This is a genomic window from Devosia sp. Root436 (assembly GCF_001426345.1).
In the GTDB taxonomy this organism is placed as follows: domain Bacteria; phylum Pseudomonadota; class Alphaproteobacteria; order Rhizobiales; family Devosiaceae; genus Devosia.
Map to the genome: position 1 here is coordinate 159,317 of NZ_LMEM01000010.1, position 17,457 is coordinate 176,773.

General features: G+C 64.9%; 15 protein-coding genes and 1 tRNA gene. 7 read left to right on the top strand and 9 right to left on the bottom strand.

Annotation, left to right across the window (positions count from 1 at the left end; genetic code table 11):
- Positions 1-116 precede the first annotated feature (116 nt).
- Positions 117-1,040, top strand: a complete 924-nt coding sequence (locus tag ASD04_RS09615; RefSeq protein ID WP_056255781.1) for a LysR family transcriptional regulator — start codon at positions 117-119, stop codon at positions 1,038-1,040.
- Positions 1,041-1,184: 144 nt separating this feature from the next.
- On the opposite strand, the gene ASD04_RS09620 is transcribed toward ASD04_RS09615, so the two are convergent.
- The 4 genes from ASD04_RS09620 to ASD04_RS09635 form a co-directional block, all read right to left on the bottom strand.
- A complete protein-coding gene (locus tag ASD04_RS09620) occupies positions 1,185-1,868 on the bottom strand; it encodes a TetR/AcrR family transcriptional regulator (RefSeq protein ID WP_056255783.1) in 684 nt (227 codons plus the stop codon).
- Complete coding sequence (locus tag ASD04_RS09625; protein ID WP_056255785.1) at positions 1,819-3,342, bottom strand: tripartite tricarboxylate transporter permease; 1,524 nt, start codon at positions 3,340-3,342, stop codon at positions 1,819-1,821. The genes ASD04_RS09620 and ASD04_RS09625 overlap by 50 nt, the downstream gene beginning before the upstream one ends.
- 10 nt (positions 3,343-3,352) lie before the next feature.
- Positions 3,353-3,880, bottom strand: coding sequence for a tripartite tricarboxylate transporter TctB family protein (locus tag ASD04_RS09630; RefSeq protein ID WP_056255787.1), 528 nt, complete (start codon positions 3,878-3,880; stop codon positions 3,353-3,355).
- A 213-nt stretch (positions 3,881-4,093) separates the two neighbouring features.
- On the bottom strand, positions 4,094-5,131 hold the full coding sequence (locus ASD04_RS09635) for a tripartite tricarboxylate transporter substrate binding protein (RefSeq protein ID WP_056255789.1): 1,038 nt from the start codon (positions 5,129-5,131) through the stop codon (positions 4,094-4,096).
- A 219-nt stretch (positions 5,132-5,350) separates the two neighbouring features.
- Between ASD04_RS09635 and ASD04_RS09640 the strand changes: the two genes are divergently transcribed.
- The 4 genes from ASD04_RS09640 to ASD04_RS09655 all read left to right on the top strand — a co-directional run bounded on the left by ASD04_RS09640 (position 5,351) and on the right by ASD04_RS09655 (position 9,524).
- Complete coding sequence (locus ASD04_RS09640; protein ID WP_056255791.1) at positions 5,351-6,091, top strand: sulfite exporter TauE/SafE family protein; 741 nt, start codon at positions 5,351-5,353, stop codon at positions 6,089-6,091.
- A 132-nt stretch (positions 6,092-6,223) separates the two neighbouring features.
- Entirely contained in the window at positions 6,224-7,375 is a 1,152-nt protein-coding gene (locus ASD04_RS09645) for a Gfo/Idh/MocA family oxidoreductase (protein ID WP_056255792.1), read from the top strand.
- A gap of 155 nt (positions 7,376-7,530) precedes the next feature.
- Complete coding sequence (locus ASD04_RS09650; protein ID WP_056255794.1) at positions 7,531-8,703, top strand: dihydrodipicolinate synthase family protein; 1,173 nt, start codon at positions 7,531-7,533, stop codon at positions 8,701-8,703.
- Complete coding sequence (locus ASD04_RS09655; protein WP_056255796.1) at positions 8,700-9,524, top strand: sugar phosphate isomerase/epimerase family protein; 825 nt, start codon at positions 8,700-8,702, stop codon at positions 9,522-9,524. The genes ASD04_RS09650 and ASD04_RS09655 overlap by 4 nt, the downstream gene beginning before the upstream one ends.
- Positions 9,525-9,713: 189 nt before the next feature.
- Here ASD04_RS09655 and ASD04_RS09660 read toward each other — a convergent pair whose 3' ends face one another.
- From ASD04_RS09660 to ASD04_RS09680, 5 genes are all read right to left on the bottom strand, one after another.
- On the bottom strand, positions 9,714-10,097 hold the full coding sequence (locus ASD04_RS09660) for a hypothetical protein (RefSeq protein ID WP_056255798.1): 384 nt from the start codon (positions 10,095-10,097) through the stop codon (positions 9,714-9,716).
- A gap of 107 nt (positions 10,098-10,204) precedes the next feature.
- On the bottom strand, positions 10,205-11,398 hold the full coding sequence (locus ASD04_RS09665; protein ID WP_056255799.1) for a class I SAM-dependent RNA methyltransferase: 1,194 nt from the start codon (positions 11,396-11,398) through the stop codon (positions 10,205-10,207).
- A gap of 188 nt (positions 11,399-11,586) precedes the next feature.
- Positions 11,587-14,466 (bottom strand): FAD-binding and (Fe-S)-binding domain-containing protein, encoded by a 2,880-nt coding sequence (locus ASD04_RS09670; protein WP_156461192.1) that lies wholly within the window; start codon positions 14,464-14,466, stop codon positions 11,587-11,589.
- 136 nt (positions 14,467-14,602) lie between these two features.
- Complete coding sequence (locus ASD04_RS09675) at positions 14,603-15,334, bottom strand: PadR family transcriptional regulator (protein WP_244488293.1); 732 nt, start codon at positions 15,332-15,334, stop codon at positions 14,603-14,605.
- A gap of 253 nt (positions 15,335-15,587) precedes the next feature.
- On the bottom strand, positions 15,588-16,574 hold the full coding sequence (locus ASD04_RS09680) for a complex I NDUFA9 subunit family protein (protein ID WP_156461193.1): 987 nt from the start codon (positions 16,572-16,574) through the stop codon (positions 15,588-15,590).
- A gap of 146 nt (positions 16,575-16,720) precedes the next feature.
- Between ASD04_RS09680 and ASD04_RS09685 the strand changes: the two genes are divergently transcribed.
- On the top strand, positions 16,721-17,083 hold the full coding sequence (locus ASD04_RS09685; protein ID WP_056255808.1) for a GFA family protein: 363 nt from the start codon (positions 16,721-16,723) through the stop codon (positions 17,081-17,083).
- 57 nt (positions 17,084-17,140) lie between these two features.
- Positions 17,141-17,225: transfer RNA gene (locus tag ASD04_RS09690), tRNA-Leu, on the top strand.
- Positions 17,226-17,457 lie beyond the last annotated feature (232 nt).

Consider the following 17,457-nt stretch of genomic DNA (forward strand, 5'->3'; position numbering starts at 1 on the left):
GCCGTCCGGCGGCCGGTTTTTGTCTTGCTGGTCCTAGACTGGCGCAGTCTCGACCAAAAGAAAAATACGAAATATCCTGTCCGATATAGATTTCTTCTATGTCTTAGGGACACGCCATGGACAAGCTGCTCAACCAGTTCCTCGCCGTGGCCGAGGCCGGCACGATCAGCGCCGCGGCGACGGCTTTGTTCGTCACCCAGCCGACGCTGACCTTCAACATGCGCAAGCTCGAGGAAAATCTGGGCGTGCCGCTGCTGATCCGCACGCCGCGCGGGGTGGAGCTGACCGAATATGGCGAGACGCTCTACCAGAACGGGCGGCTGATGCGCCGGCTCTACGACAATACGCTCAATGCCATTGCTCACCAGCGCGGCCGCACCGAGCAGGGCTTGCGCATCGGCTCGGGCTATTCGTGGTGGACCTTGTTCATCCGCGACATGGTGCTCGACTATTCCGCGAGCTATCCCAATGCGCGCATCCATGTGAGCCTGGGCAACCAGCTGCGCTGCATGGACCAGTTGCTGAGTGGCGACATATCGCTGTTCGTCGCCCATGAAATCGAAGGGCTGAGCCGCAGCACCGGGGCCCGGCTGATCCCGCTGACGCGGGTCGGCCAGGGCTATTTCGTGCATGAAGGCCATCCGCTGCTCAGCCGCCCGCGCTCCATTGCCGAAGTGGAAGCCTATCCCGCCGTGACCAGTTCCTTGCCCGAGATTCGCCATCAGCGCTTCTTCGAGGCCTGGAGCCGCACCACCGGCGGCAGCGCCCCGTTCGACCAGGGCAAATATGTCTTCGCCTCCAATTCGCTGGCCGCCTGCCTCGATTATGTCGAGCGCACCGATGCGGTGATCGGCCATACCGAAGTGATGGAAGACGAATTCATCCGCCGCGGGCTGCGGCGCATCAGCATCACTGAACCGACACGGCAGAGCCTGATCGGCATCTACGTCCTGCAGGAGCGCGCCGAAGAGCCCCGCGTGGTGGAACTGATCGAACGCTTGAAGGAAAAGGCCAGCGCGGTGCTGCCGCCGCTGGGATAGGTCTTCTTCCCCGCCCCTTGAGGGAGAGGGGGATTTTTGCGGCGTTCAGCCGGAAAAATCGGGTGAGGGGTGCTGCGCTCGCCCATGCTTCAATGCGGATGGATAACTCGTGACCCCTCATCCGCCCTTCGGGCACCTTCTCCCTCAAGGGGAGAAGAGGTAGTCCAGCACCATCTGCACCGCCTGCGCCTCGCGCTCCTGCACCATGTCGATGCCGGACAAATCCCGCGCAAAGATCACCGACAGCGTCGCCATGTTGGACACGTAGAAAAAGCCCAGGGCAGCGATGGAAATATAGAGCTGCACCGGATCGACGTCGCGGCGGAAAATCTTCAGCTCCGCCCCGCGCTCGACGATGGTGCGGATTTGCCCCACCAGCGGGGAATGCAAGGCCTGGATATCGGGCAGGGTCTTGAGGAACCGGGCATTTTCGATGTTCTCGGTGCCGAGCAGCCGCGGAAACCACGGATTGGCGAGGAAGTGGCGGAAGGTGAAGCGCACCAGCCGGTCCATGGCATCGACCGGGCCGTATTGGTCGAGCGACAGCGCCCGCTCGCCGCGCCTGATCTCCTGATAGGCATCGAGCAAAACCGCCCGGTAGAGGTCTTCCTTGTTGCCGAAATAGTGGTAGAGCAGCCGTTTATTGGCCCCTGCCAGCGCCGCGATGGCATCCACCCGCGCGCCCTCGAAGCCGCGTTCGGCGAATTCGGCGCGGCCGGCGACCAGGATCGCCGCCTTGGTCCGGATCGAATTGCGCGCCCGCTTGGCCGGAGCCGCCTCAGCTTTCGGCTGGGGCGGGGCTGCCGCGGGTGAAGAGGGATCTGACACGCTTGGATACCGCCGGAATGGACATCAGGATGGTGAAGACGATGATGAGGCAGATAACAGCACTGATCGGACGGGTAAAGAACGGGCTGGGATCGCCATTGGTCAACAGCAATCCGCGCCGCAGGTTGAGATCGAGCAGGTCGCCCAGCACGATCCCCAGCACCAGTGGCGCCATGGGATATTTCATCTCGCGCAGGATGAAGCCGACGACGCCGAAAGCCAGCATGACATAGACGTCGAACATGCGCTGGGTGATGGCGAAACTGCCGACCACGCAGAGAATATAGATCACCGCCATCAGCCGTTGCCGCGGCACCCGCAGCACCTGGATGAACAGCTTGGTCAGCGACAGCCCGAACACCAGGTTGGCCAGGGTCGCCAGCAGCAGCATGGCCACGACCTGGTAGAGGAAGGTGGGGTTCTCCACCATGATCATCGGGCCCGGCCTTATGCCGTGGATATACATGGCCGCGATCAGCACCGCCGCCGCCGCCGAGCCGGGCAGAGCCAGCGTCAGCGTCGGGATCATCGCCGCCGAGACCACCGCATTGTCGCCGGTTTCCGCCGCGATCAGCCCTTCCTGGCTGCCCTTGCCGAATTCCTCGGGATGCTTGGATGCCCGCTTGGCCGCGGCATAGGAGGTCCAGGAGCCGACATCCTCGCCCACGCCGGGAATGATGCCGATGAAGGTGCCGATAATGCCCGAGCGCAGGATGGTCCTCCAATACTGGAAGATTTCGCGGAAGGTCGGCACCACCCGGTCATTGACCGAGGCGACATGCGCCACCGCGTTGCGCTTCATGGCCGAGAGGATTTCGGAGAGACCGAACGCGCCCACCATGGCCGGGATCAGGTCGATGCCGCCGCCCAAAGCAGGAATGCCGAAGGTGAAGCGCTGATGGGCATGCAAGGTCTCCATGCCCACCATGGCGACGAGCAGGCCCAGAATGCCGGCAATATAGCCCTTGAGCGGGGTATCGCTGCCGGTCATCTGGCCCGAGATCACCACGCCGAACAAAGCCAGCCAGAAGAATTCGTAGGAGCCGAATTTCAGCGCCGCTTCGGCCAGGAATGGCGCGATGATGGCCAGAAAGAAAATGCCGACCAGCGTGCCCAGGGTGGACGAGGTGGTGGCCAGCCCCATGGCGAGCCCCGCCCGGCCCTGCTGGGCCAGCGGATGCCCGTCGAGCGTTGCCGCCGCATTGGCGGGCGTGCCGGGAATATTGAGCAGGATGGCGGTGCGGCTGCCGCCATAGATGGCGCCCAGATAGACACACATCAGCGTCAGGATCGCCTGGTCGGGCGCCATCTTGTAGGTGAGCGTGACCAGCAGGGCCACGCCCATGGTGGCGGTCAGCCCCGGCAGGATGCCGATGACCACGCCGAGCAGGGTGGCCCAGACGACGTTGAACAAGGCGGCCGGGGTGAGGAAGTGGCCGATGCCCTGGCCGAGAAGGAGCAGTCCGTCGAACATGGCTTGCTCCTTAGGGCAGGCGGACGAGGAAGATGCGTTCGAAGACCAGGTAGATGCCCCCGCCGCCCAGCACGGCAATGGCGATGGCCCAGGCCAGCGACGACAGCGGACTGACGGGCCCATCGGCCATCCAGATTTCGAAAATCATGATGAAGGCGAAGATGAACAGCATGGCCGCGGCCCAGAAGGGCAGCCAGCCCACCAGGATCAGCGTATGCACCAGCGCCAGGCCCAGGATAACCAGCACGCGCATGGCCTGCCGTGTGGTGAAGACCGCAGCGAGCCCCCGCCAGCCGCCCTCGGCCTCGATATGCCAGGAGCGCCAGGCCAGCAGGGTGCCGCACAAGGTCAGCGCCACCGACAGGATCAGCGGCACCAGCCCCGGAATGGTGGCGGGATGAATATGCCGCGCCTCGAGACGCGGCATGGTCCAGGACAGGTAGAAAATGGTGAGGCCCAGCGCCACCAGCACGATTGATGTCAACAGATCGGCCCGCGCCCGGACGGCGGTTTCATTGGGTTCGGTCGGCACGTCCATGCTGGTCCTCTCGGTAAGGCCACCTCTATCCCTCTCCCCTTGAGGGAGAGGGTGGTTCTTCCGCGTTCAGCGGGAAGAACCGGGTGAGGGGTCCTGCGTCATCCCATGCTTCAATGGGTGCGGGTAGCGCGACACCCCTCATCCGCCCTTCGGGCACCTTCTCCCTCGAGGGAGAAGGGAACCGCCACGGACCTTGCGGCCCGTGACTGCAGCTTACTTCCCGACTTCCGTCCGCGTCTCGCAGTCGATGCCGATGGTGGACGGATCGTTGACCGCCTCGCCGCGCGCCACCGACGAGCAGGCTTCCAGGATCGCGACCGGCATGGCCAGCGCGCGGGCCTCGGGCCCATAGGAGGGGGCGAAGACTGCGCCGAAGGTTTCGGCATAGGTCTTGAGCTCGGGCGAGTTCATCACCTTGTCGGCCCAGATCGCGTCGACCGTCGCCAGCACTTCGGGCGGCGCGTCGGAGGGGATGAATATGCCGAAATAGTCGGGAGCCAGTTCCATGTCCGGCAGCCAGTCGGTGATCGGCGGGATCGGGTCGACGCCATCGAGCACCAGCGGGTGGTCGGACAAGACGGCCAGGGCCTTGAGGCGGCCGCCGCGGATCAGTTCGGTCTGTTCCACCGCCAGTTGGGTGGTGACCATGGCTTCGCCCGAGGCGGTGGCGATGGCGGCCGGGCCGCCGCCGTCATAGGTGATCATGTTGTACTGGAAGCCATCGGCCGCGTCGGAAAGCGCCGCAATGGCCGTGCCGCCGGAGGAGGTAATGCCGGCCGTGGCGACGGTGATGCCCTGCCCGCGGCTCTTGAGCGCTTCGAGCAACTGGCCGAAATCGGTGAATTCGCTGTCGGCCGGCACGCTGACCACGGGCACGTTGGCGACCGAAAGATAGATGTGCCAGTCGTCGATATCGGTGTCCGCCAGGAGGCCCGAGACATGGTAGGTCGCGTTGTTGGCGATGGCGTTGGCGGTCCAGGTATAGCCGTCATGGGCGGCGTTGAGCACTTCCTGGGTGCCGATGGCGCCCGAGGCGCCCGGCTGGTTGACCACCACGACCTCGACGCCCAGCGCCTCGGCCAGGATGGGTGCGGTGACGCGGGTGACCTGGTCGGTCGAGCCGCCAGCACCCCAGGGTACGATCAGGTTGATCGGCCGATCGGGCTTCCACTCCTGCGCGGCGGCCAAAGATGTGCCCAGCAACAGCGCCGATGCGCCGCCAGCCAGGACAAACAGCAGTCGTCTGTTCATCGTGTTCCTCCCTTGGTGCGCGGTGCCCGGATATTTCCAGTGCCCGCCGCGGGGCAGACTGGGGGGCATTTTCAGCAGAGTCAACCTGTGAAGTAACTATCTGGTTATCCGCAAACGTTTTCGGTGCTGGAAGTTTTTCCCGTTGCTGCCAATAGATAGCCATTGCGTTGGCGCGCCAACCGACGCAACCTGAACCGATAGTAGATTTGGGGAACGGGCTTGGAACCGCAATCGATCGTCATCATGACCCTGGCCCTGACGGCGGGGGCCGTGGTCAAGGGCGCCACCGGCATGGGCCTGCCGCTGGTCGCGCTGCCGGTGCTGACAGCCGCCTTCGGCCTGCAGCATGCCGTAGGCCTGATGACCATTCCGCTCATCGTCACCAATGCCTGGCAGGTCTGGCGCTTCCGCGCCGAGGCGGGGTCGCCGCGCCTCTCCTTCATGCCGCTGTTCCTGGTGGGGGGCGTGGTGGGCATCGGCGTGGGCACCTGGGCGCTGACCAACCTGCCCGAGCGGGTGCTGGTGCTGACGCTCGGCCTGCTGCTGCTGGCCTATATCGCTTTGCGCCTCGCCACGCCGCATTGGTCGCTCGGCCTGCCTCTGGCCAGGCGCCTGGGGCCGCTGGCCGGCCTTGGCGGCGGCACCTTGCAGGGCGCAACGGGCATTTCGGCGCCTGTTGGCGTGACCTTCATCCATTCGATGAACCTCGACCGCGATGCCCATGTCTTCACCGTCTCGACCATGTTCCTCACCTTTGCCGTGGTGCAGCTGCCGGCTTTGTGGGCTGCCGGCGTCATGCGTCCCGAATGGATGCTGCAGGGCGTGCTGGCGCTGGCCCCCATCCTCGCCTTCATGCCTGTCGGCCACTGGATCAGCGGCAAGCTCAGCCGCAAGGCCTTCGACCGGATGATCCTGGTCTTCCTGGGCCTCATCGGATTGAAGATGGTGCTGGGACTGTAGGAGGCGCCGTTCAGTCGCCCCAGCAGCCCTCATCCCAAAGTCCTCCACCGATCCCGCTTGACGCCATTCCTCATCGCGTATAGCTAAGTAACCAATCAGTTACACGCCGAATGCGGCATGGGAGGTTTACAAATGGCAGACAGGCGGCTCGGACTCATCATGCACGGGGTCACCGGGCGCATGGGTTACAACCAGCATCTGGTGCGCTCGATCCTGGCGATCCGCGACCAGGGCGGCGTTGTGCTGTCCAACGGCGACCGCCTGGTGGTGGACCCGATCATCGTCGGCCGCGATGCCGACAAGATCGAGCGCCTGGCCAAAAAGCACGATATCAAGCGCTGGAGCAGCGACCTCGACGCCGCGCTCGCCAACCCCGACGACACCGTGTTCTTCGATGCCGGCACCACGCTGATGCGGGCCAGCCTGCTGGAACGCGCCTTGGCCGCCGGCAAGCATGTCTATTGCGAGAAGCCGACTTCCGATTCCCTCGACGTGGCCCTCAACCTCGCCAAGACCGCCCGCGCCTCCGGCCTCAAGCATGGCGTGGTGCAGGACAAGCTGTTTTTGCCCGGTCTGCTCAAGCTCAAGATGCTCCGCGACTCCGGCTTTTTCGGCAAGATCCTCTCGGTGCGCGGCGAGTTCGGCTATTGGGTCTTCGAGGGCGACTGGCAGCCGGCCCAGCGCCCCTCCTGGAATTATCGCAAGGCCGACGGCGGCGGCATCATCCTCGATATGCTCTGCCACTGGCGCTATGTGCTCGACAACCTGTTCGGCGAAGTGCAGGCCGTGTCCTGCCTGGGCGCCACCCATATCCCCGAGCGCGTCGACGAAAAGGGCGTTCCCTTCAAGGCCGATACGGACGATGCGGCCTATGCCACCTTCCAGCTCGAAGGCGGTATCGTCGCCCAGATCAATTCCTCCTGGGTCACCCGCGTTCGCCGCGACGATCTCGTCACCTTCCATGTCGATGGCACGCATGGATCGGCCGTGGCGGGCCTGCACAAATGCTGGAGCCAGCATCGCGTGAACACACCCAAGCCGGTGTGGAATCCCGACCAGCCGCAGACCATGAATTTCTTCAACGATTGGGAAGAAGTGCCGGATAACTGGCCGGCGCAGAACGGCTTCAAGGCGCAATGGGAAATGTTCCTGCGCCACGTCGCCGAGGACGCGCCCTGGGAATATGGCCTCGAAGCCGGCGCCAAGGGCGTGCAGCTGGCCGAACTCGGCCTCAAGAGCTGGGCCGAACGCCGCTGGCTCGACGTGCCGAAGCTGGAATTCTAGTCGCCGGTTCACGCACCCACAGTGTCATTCCGGCGCAGGCCGGAATCCATCCTGAGATATTTCCACACTCGGTGAGCGTTGATCGACCTCAGGATGGACCCCGGCCTGCGCCGGGGTGACATTCGAATTTGTTGAGGCTTTTGAGGAAGTCGAACATGCCCACCATCAATCTGCCCAATCCCGACCGGACCATCACGCTCTATACGCTGACCGGCATCCCGATCCCCTTCGTCAAGCACAAGGCGAGCGACTTCAATCGCATCGCCTATGCCGCCGCCCATGTCGTGGCTGACCCGCTGGCCAGCAACGATCCCTGGCTCACCCCCGCCATCGATTGGGACACCACCCTCAAATTCCGCCATCGCCTGTGGGATCTCGGCCTCGGCGTCGCCGAAGCCATGGATACCGCCCAGCGCGGCATGGGCCTGACCTGGACCGAGGCGCAGGAGCTGATCCGCCGCGCCCAGGCCGAAGCCCGCACCCGTACCGATAGCCTCATCGCCTATGGCGCCGGCACCGATCACCTGGCTCCCGGCCCCGATGTCACCATTGACGACATCATCCGCGCCTATGAGGAGCAGGTCGGCTTCGTCGAAGCCCAGGGCGGCCGCGTCATTCTCATGGCATCGCGTGCCCTCGCCGCGGCGGCCAGGTCGCCGGACGATTATGCGCGCGTCTATGGCCGCATCCTGAGCCAGGTGAAGCGGCCTGTGATCATGCACTGGCTGGGCGAGATGTTCGATCCGGCCTTGCAGGGCTATTGGGGCAATATCGACCACGACAAGGCGATGGATGTCTGCCTCGACGTCATCGCGGCCAATGCGGGAAATGTCGACGGCATCAAGATTTCGCTGCTGTCGGCGGAGAAGGAAATCGCCATGCGCCGCCGCCTGCCGGCTTCGGTGAAAATGTACACTGGCGACGACTTCAACTATGCCGAGCTCATCGCCGGCGACGATCAGGGCTATAGCCACGCCCTGCTCGGCATTTTCGACGCCATTGCGCCAGCCGCCTCGGCCGGGCTCGCGGCACTCGGCAAGGGCAACACACAAGAATTCTTCGACCTGCTCGAACCCACCGTGCCGCTCAGCCGCCACATCTTCGCGGCGCCGACCCGCTTCTACAAGACGGGCGTGGTATTCCTCGCCTATCTCAACGGGCTGCAGGACCATTTCCAGATGGTGGGCGGGCAGCAATCGACCCGCTCGGTGCAGCATCTGAGCGAGCTGTTCCGCCTTGCGGATAAAGCCCGAGTCTTGAGTGACCCCGAATTGGCCGTTTCGCGCATGAATGCGGTGCTCAACGTCAACAGTGTGCGAACCAAATGACCCAACGTGCTATCTCGCTGAACCTGGCCACGACGCGCCAGGTCTGGGGCTTTGCCGAAGCCGTGGATGGGTGCCTGCGGGCCGGCATCACCGGCATTTCGCCCTGGCGCGACCAGATCGCGGCCATCGGTCTCGACGAGGCGGCGCGCATCGTCAAGGCCAACGGGTTGCAGGTCACCGGCGTCTGCCGCGGCGGCATGTTCCCGGCGGAAACGGCCGCCGGGCGGCAGGCCAATATCGATGATAACCTGCGCGCCATCGACGAAGCGGCGGCGCTCAATGCCGATTGCATCGTGCTGGTAGTGGGCGGATTGCCGGGCAGTTCCAGGGACTTGCCGGGCGCCCGCCAGATGGTGACCGATGGCATTGCCGCCATGCTGCCGCATGCCCGCGCCTCGGGGATAAAGATCGCCATCGAGCCGCTGCATCCCATGTATGCCGCCGACCGGGCCTGCGTGAACACCATCGACCAGGCGCTCGACATCTGCGAGACGCTGGGCGAAACCGTCGGCGTCGCCGTCGACGTCTATCATGTCTGGTGGGATCCGCGGCTGGCCCAGGCCATTGCCCGCGCCGGCCGCATGAAGCGCATTTTCGCCCACCACATCTGCGACTGGCTGGTCCCGACCAGGGACATGCTGCTCGACCGCGGCATGATGGGCGACGGCGTCATCGACCTCCCCGCGATCCGCAAAATGATCGAGGATGCAGGCTTTTTCGGGCCCCAGGAGGTCGAGATTTTCAGCCAGGACAATTGGTGGAAGCGCCCCGGCGACGAGGTTCTCGCCACCATCAAGGAGCGCGTGGCCACAGTGTGCTAGGCCGACATCTTGCGCTGAACGCAGGCTCCCTCTCCCCTGAGGGGAGAGGGTGGGGCGAGGGGTTCAGCGCCGGTGAGAGACGGGAGCCTGACCCGGACCTGAACCCCTCACCCGCCCCGGAGCCTGCCCTCGTGCGCGAAGCGACACGGCGGGCGACCGCTCCCCAGGGCGAGGTGACTCAAACACCCGCTACGTCCGCGTATAGGTCAGCGTCTGGCAGAAGATGCCGCCGCGGCAGCCCTGGATATCGATGGTGTCGGGGCTGGTCATGGTCACCGTCGCCGCGGCACTGATGCCACCGGCTTCGAGTTCGCCCTTCCACTGGTTGGGCGCAACCTGCTTGGCCTGCATCACCTGCTTGCCGACAAAGGCCAGGTTTTCCTCGGTGGCCGATTTCCCCTCGAGATTGGTCAGAACACCGCATAGAGCCGTGCCATCGCCGCAGAGCGAGAAATCGAACGAGGTGCCATAGCTGTCAACGAAAGTGCCGTCCGGCGTGGCCGTGGCGGCAAAAACCGGAATGGCAGTCGCGGCGCATAGCGCGCCAATGGCAAGAATCTTCTGAATACGCATGGGTATCTCCACGCGACTACACCCGCCCGGGCCGCCGCTATTTCATGATTGATATATGGCCAACGCCAACCGCCCGGAAGGGTTGCGTTAACCGCGTCAATCGTGACCTAGCGCCGAAATGTGGCAGCAATTTCGATGTGGGTGGATTGAGTAAACTGATCCACCGCCACAAGGTCGCTCATGGCGTAGCCGCCGGCGATGAGAATGGCTGCGTCACGGGCAAAGGTCCGGCTATCGCAGGCCACCATGACCACGGTCCGGACCTTGGAAGTGGCCAGTTCCCTGACCTGCGCCTCGGCCCCGGCCCGCGGCGGATCGAGCACCACGGCCTCATAGGGCAGCTCGAACCGGGTCAGGGGATCGCGAAACAGGTCGCGCGCCTTGGCCGTCACCTCGCGCAGGCCCTTGGTGAAGCGCCGCGCCTTGTCGAGCGCGGCAATGCCGGCTTTGTCGCTGTCGGCGGCAAAGACCGGCCGTTGCTCGGCCAGCCGCAGGGCGAAGGGGCCGACGCCGCAGAACAGGTCGGCCACGGTCTTGGCCTTGCCAACGGCAGCGATCACATAGTCCGCCAGGGCATGTTCCGCCGCTTCCGTGGCCTGGAGGAAACTGCCGATCGGCAGCTCCACGCGGGCCCTGCCCATCTCGATCACCGGCGCCTGGGCCTGCAGCACCATTTCGCCATTGAGCGCCAGCCGGGCCAGCCGGAACCGGCTCACCAGCGGCGCAACGCGATCGGCGCGGGCCTGCTTCTTCTCGGTGCGGATGGCGACATCGAGCCCGCTCAGCGTAGCGGTAAAACTCACATCGGCCTCGCCCAAAACCTGCATCACCGCACGGGCAATGTCGGGCGCCCTGGCCAGGCCCGGCGCCAGGATGGGGCAGGCATCGATATCATGCACGTCATGGCTGCGCAGCCGCATATAGCCGGCGCCTTCCCGCCGGGCATGCAGGGTCGCCCGGCGCCGCCCCGCGCCCGCGGCATCGATGAAGCGGGACACCTTGTGGTCGATACCGGCAAAATGCAGCGGCGTTTCCACCAGCCCGATCTTGAAGGCCTCGTAGCTCGGCCGATCCATATGCTGCAGCTGGCAGCCGCCGCAGGCGCCAAAATGCGGGCAGAACGGCTCGACGCGATTGGCGGCCGGGGTGACCACAGCAAGCAGCGTGCCGCGCTCGCCCTCGGCGTCGATCTCCACCATCTCGCCGGGCAGCGCCAGCGGCACGAAGAGTTTGCGGCCGTCGATTTCGACAACACCCTCGCCCTTGTGGCCGAGGCTGGAAATGGTAGCGGTGATGGTCATTGATATCCGGGGGCTTGCTGGGGTTCAGTAGCCGTTTTGTGTCGGAAGGTCACCCATCCTGTTCCTCTCCCCGTCGGGGAGAGGTGGCTCGGCGCAGCCGAGTCGGTGAGGGGGCTTCTGCGGCCAACCACAGCACCCCCTCATCCGGCGCTAAGCGCCACCCCGATGGGGAGAAGAATATAAGAGCGCTATGGCCGGCTCGCCCATTCCAGCAGGCTCGCCAGCCCCACAAACGGCACCCCGGCATGTTCACTCAGCCCCGAGGCGCAGGTGCTGACCGTCGACACGCCCAGCGTGCAGCCGGCAGGAATATCCCCTTTGGCAAACCGCGTGGCGTGTTTGTTCAGCTCCGGAAAAAACAGCCCCTTGTCGCCGGCATAGCCGCAGCAGGTGACCGATGACAGCACGGCGATCTGGTCGGCGCAGGCACTTGCGATGGCCTCGGTCATCGGCTGTTCGGCGAGGCGCTGGGCCGAGCAATTGTGATGCACGGCAACGACCGGCAGCTTCTGGGTGATGGTCAATCGCGGCAGCACCTGGCTGAGCAGGAACTGGCTGGAATCCAGCACCGGTGCATCGCCGGGGAATTCGCGCAGATGCTTGGCGCAGGTGGAGGCATCGGTGACGACACTCAGCCGTCCAGCGTCGCTGAGAGCCGACAATTCGCGCTTCAGTGCAGTACCGACTTCGGCAGCCTGCTCGGGAAAGCCTTTGGACTGGAATGGCTGGCCGCAGCATTGCCCATTGAGATGGTCGGGCACGATGACATCGAAGCCGGCCCGCTCGAGCAGCGCCAGCATGGCCTCGGGCGCATCAAGCAGGTCATGCTCGCTTTTCGGGGCGCCGAACATGCGCGTGGCGCAACTGGGGAAATAGACGATGGACTGGCGCAGGCTCTGTCGGCTGGTTTTGGCTTTGGGTGAGCCCGGACCATGCCGCAATGACCGCGAGACGCGCGGCACCCGGTCGCCGGTGAGGCGGCGGGCCGTATCGGTGATGGCTTCGACGGCCGGCGCAGGGATGATCGCCCTTGCCGCATCGGCCAGCGCCACGCCGCCGCGCATCATGGTCTCGACCGCGCCGCGGTGATCGGCGGCGAAGCCGGCGACGGCGCGGGCCGTGGCGCCGCGTCTTTGCCCGCGCTGGCCGATGATCATCGTGCCGGTCTCGATGCCCACCGGGCAGCGCAAGGAGCAGAGATTGCAGGCGGCGCAGGTATCGAGCCCGGCATATTGGAAATCGTCATCGAGGCGCTTGAGCCGCGCCGGGTCTTCGCCGCTGGCGCGCAGCCGTTCACGTTCGCGGGTGACGGCGATGCGCTGGCGCGGCGACAGCGTCATCTGGTGGCTGGGGCAGGCCGGTTCGCAGAAGCCGCATTCGATGCAGAGATCGACCAGCTCATCGGCCAGCGGCATGAGCTTGAGGTGCTTGATATGCACCTTGTCGTCGGGGTTGAGCAGCACGCCGGGATTGAGCAGGCCTTCGGGATCGAACAGGTCTTTTATCCGGTGCATCAGGCCATAGGCCTTGGCCCCCCATTCGGCTTCGACAAAGGGCGCGATGGCGCGGCCGGTGCCGTGTTCGGCCTTGAGCGAGCCGCCATATTGCACCGAGACGAGGGTGCTCAGCGCCCTGGAAAAAGCATCGAACTTTTCGGCCGAGCCGGGCTTGGAGAAATCGTCGCCCATCTGGAAATGCAGGTTCCCCGCCAGAGCGTGGCCGAAGATCACCGCATCCTGGTAGCCGTGTTGGTCGAGCATGGCGCGCAGGTCGACCACGAAATCGGCCAGCCGCTCGATAGGCGCGGCCACGTCCTCGGTCAGCATGATGCTGCCCTTGGGGCGGGCGGCGCCGGCCGAGGCGAAGAAGCCCTTGCGGATGTCCCAGAGGGCATGGCTGCGATGGTCGTCGGTGGAAAAATCGACATGGGTGGCGCCGTGGCGGGACAACAGGTCCACGGCCTTGGCCACCTCCAGTTCGAGCGTCTCCGCATCGGGGGCGGTGACGTCGATCAGCACGGCGGGGGAATTGTCGGTCAGCCATGGCAGCAATGGCGCCATGGGCGGCAGGTGTTCCACCGTGGCCAGGGCGCGGCGCTCGATATATTCGGCGGCGGTGACGCCGGTCGTCACCTGCACCCCGCCATTGGCCATTTCGATAATGGCGCGGCCGGCCGATTGCGGATCGGGGAAGGGCACCAGGGCCGTGGACTTGAACGGGTGCTCGGGCACCGTATTGTAGGTGACTTCGGAGACGAAGCCGAGCGTGCCCTCCGAGCCCACCATCAGGTGGATGAGGATATCGAGCGGGTCGTGATAGTCGACCAGCGCATTGAGCGAATAGCCGACCGTATTCTTGATGCGATATTTGTGGCGGATCAAGGCCACGAGATCGGCATCATCCATCACCTCGTGATGCAGCCGATGCAGCCCCTCCAGCATCGCCGCATGGCTGGCGCGGAAAGTGTCCCGGCTTGCCGCATCGCCGCTGTCGAGCATGGTGCCATCGGTCAGCACGATGCGCAGCCGGGCCATGGTGTGATAGGTATTCTGCGCCACGCCGCAGCACATGCCGGACGAATTGTTGTTGACCACGCCGCCGATCTTGCAGGTGGCCTGGCTTGCCGGATCGGGCCCGATCTTGCGGTTGAACGGCTTCAGCGCCTTGTTGGCATTGGCGACGATGATGGCCGGCCCCAGCGTGACCTGCTCGGCGCCGGGATGGATGTCCAGCTTGCGCCAGCCATCGCCCAGCACGGCCAGCACGCCATCGGTCACGGCCTGGCCGGAGAGCGAGGTTCCCGCCGCGCGAAAGGTGATCGGCAGGCCCTCGGCACGGGCCGCGGCCATCACGGCGCGCACTTCGTCCTCGGAATTGATGAAGACCACCACGGCTGGAATCAGCCGGTAGGAGCTGGCATCGCCGCTCCAGGCATAGGTCATCAGCGGGTCGGTATGAATGCGCCCGCGCACCCGGCCCTTGAGGCGGGCGGCGACGCGCTCACCGGCTTCCTGCCGGTCGGGCGCGGGTTGCGGGGCAGAGTTGGGGAGGGTGTTGGCTTGCTGCATGGCCAAGCACTAACATGTTAGCGCTTGGCAGCGAAAGGCCCTGCGGATGAAAGGCGGCGGTTTCCCGCCGCCCGTCCGGTTGTCGCGTTTCCGAACCGCAAAACCGTTTCCACTTTTGCTGGAAACGCTCCGATGTTCAGATATCCACGTCGTCGTCGCCCAGCGCCTCGATCTCGGCGGCGGCGCGCTTGAGGATATCGGCAGCGTGGCGCTGCTGGTCCTCATTGCCCTTGCGCGCCTTCTTGATGGCGGCCTTGAGCGCGCGGCGGGCGTCGTTGAGTTCGGGCACCACATCCCTGAGGTCGCGGTCGGCATCGGGTCCCGGACCCCAGCCGGGGCCGTGGCCGCGATGGGGCGGGCGATTGCCGAAATCGGGGCCGTCTTCGCGGTTGAACGGCCAATCGGCCTTGGCGAATTCGCGGAAGCGGTTCATCTGCTCGCCGGCCTTGGCCAAAAAGGCCAAAGTCGATTCGATCGAATCGCGGTTGTCGGCCAGATGCGCCCGGCCTTCTGCGGTGATGGTATAGAGCTTCTTGTTGCCATCGGCTTCCGAGGTAACGAAGCCAGCCTCCTCAAGGAAGGTCAGCGCCGGATAGACGATGCCGGGGCTCGGCGTGTAGAAGCCGGCCGATTTTTCCTCGACCGCCTTGATCAGGTCATAGCCGTGGCGCGGCTGCTGCTCGATCAGGTAGAGCGCGACCAGCCGCAGATCGCCCGAGGCGAGCATGCGCCCGACGCGCAGATTGCCGGCCATATTGCCCCAGCCTTCGCCGCTTTCGACGCCGGCAGCGAACCGCCCCCAGCCGCGACGCGCCATGGCTTCCATGCGGCGCCAGTTGGGTTCGCCGTTTCTCCAGTAACCACTCATGATGGGTCTCCGATATATCTTACATTGCATTGACGTGGGATATCGGCGCCGTCGGTGGCGATTTCAAGATATATCTTACGATAGATTTTGAGCGGGTGTTTCCACAACGTGGGTGCGCGTGCATCAAAAGCAGGCGCTCGACGCTGCGCAGGCGGCGAGAGGCCTTCGGTCAAGTCCGAGGGAACGGGGTGGGGGAAATGACGGGAGCAAGCAAAGGCCCCGGACGATGTCCGAAGGCCTCAAGCAGCGAAGCCTAGAGGATCGGCGCGGGCGCGTTGTCGCGGTCGAACTGGCCGTGCTTGCGATAGCGATACATGTAGGTAGGCAGGATGGCATCCATCGCCGTCGGCGTGATGCCGAAGGCGGCAAAGGTCCGCTTGTCCTTGATCGCGGCATCGGAGACGACATTGTCGACACCGAGCAGCGCGACCTGGTCGCCGGTCAGCAAGGGCGGAAACGGCAGGATGGCGAAAGGCAAAGCCATCAGCTTGGCAAGGCCGGCCGGCAGCGGCAGCATGGGACGGTTGCGCCCGGCCTCGCGCTGCACGCGGGCGAGCAGCTCGCGGTGGGTTTCGACCTGCGGCCCGCCCAGTTCATAGATGCGGCCGGGTTTCACCCTGCCCTCGGCGGCCCGGGCAAAAGCCTCGGCCACGTCGCCGACATAGGCCGGCTGGAAGTTTGTATCGCCACCGATGACCGGCAGCACCGGGAAGAGGCGCGCCAGCGCGCCCATCAGGTTGAAGAAGCCATCGTCCTGCCCGAACAGGATCGAGGGGCGCATGATGATGGCATTGGGAAAGGCCTTGAACACGGCGGCTTCGCCGGCCAGCTTGCTGGCGGCATAGGCGCTGACATCGGCCGCCCGATCGGCGCCCAGCGCCGACATATGCACCAGCGTCGTGACGCCGGCCGCCCTGGCAGCCTCGGCCACATGGGCCGCGCCATCGACATGCACCGCGTCAAACGTCTGCGCACCGCGCGAAAAACCGATGCCGGCCAGGTTGATGACGATATCGACGCCGGCAACGGCGCGCCGCACCGAGGCGGCGTTGCGCACATTGGCCTGGATCGGCTGAATCTGCCCGACACTGCCGAACATCTTGGTGTGTCCCGCCAGATCGGGCCGGCGCACGGCGACGCGGATGCGATGGCCGTTCCTGGCCAACAATTGCACGATCTGGGTGCCGACAAAGCCCGAACCGCCGAAAATCGTGACGAGTTTAGGTTCGATTCTGTCCATCATAGGCTCCGGCAACAGGCGTCATTTCGTTTCCCCGCTTCTATCGCATGGCCGCCGCCAATGTCGAGGCCCGGGCGCGGGAATCGGCTTGACTCTCGCGCATATTTGTTCTTGTTTCGTTCCAAACAACACAGGAGGGGCCAGATATGCCCGATACCAAGACCTATCGCGGCCAGTGCCATTGCGGCGCCGTGCAATATGACGTCGTCACCGACCTCGGCTCGATGGGCGACTGCAACTGCTCGCGCTGCCGGCGCCTGGGCTGGGTGCTGCAATCGGCGCCGGCCAGCCAGTTCACCCTGCTCAGCGGCGCGGAAAACCTCACGACCTACCACTTCAACACCGAGAATATCGATCATCTGTTCTGCAAGACCTGCGGCGTGGAATCCTTCGCGCGCGGGCATGACGGCAAGGGCGCCGAGACGGTGATGGTCAATGTCAACTGCCTCGAACCGGCAGTGGCGGTGGACCGCAACGCCATCAAGCACTGGGACGGTGCAAACTGGTGAGGCCGGCAACAAACCCGGTTGACATCGCCCGGCGCTCACCCTAGTTACACCGCGCTTGCCCAGATGGCGGAATTGGTAGACGCGCACGGTTCAGGTCCGTGTACCGCAAGGTGTGGAGGTTCGAGTCCTCTTCTGGGCACCAGATTTCAAACCCCGGTCACGACGGATGTCGGGGCCGGGGTTTTTGGTTTTTCGGTCGGGGAGTGGCGCACGCCGTCCGAGATCGCGCCACCGCCGCAAGGTGGATCGGTGCTAAACACCCCTCACAGGCCCAAATTTATCCATCTTATCCCCCTCGCCAGAACTGCGCGTATCATCTCCCCATCCCTCCGCATGGGCGGCCTGCAGGCGAACAGTGGCGGAGGGCGCCGGGC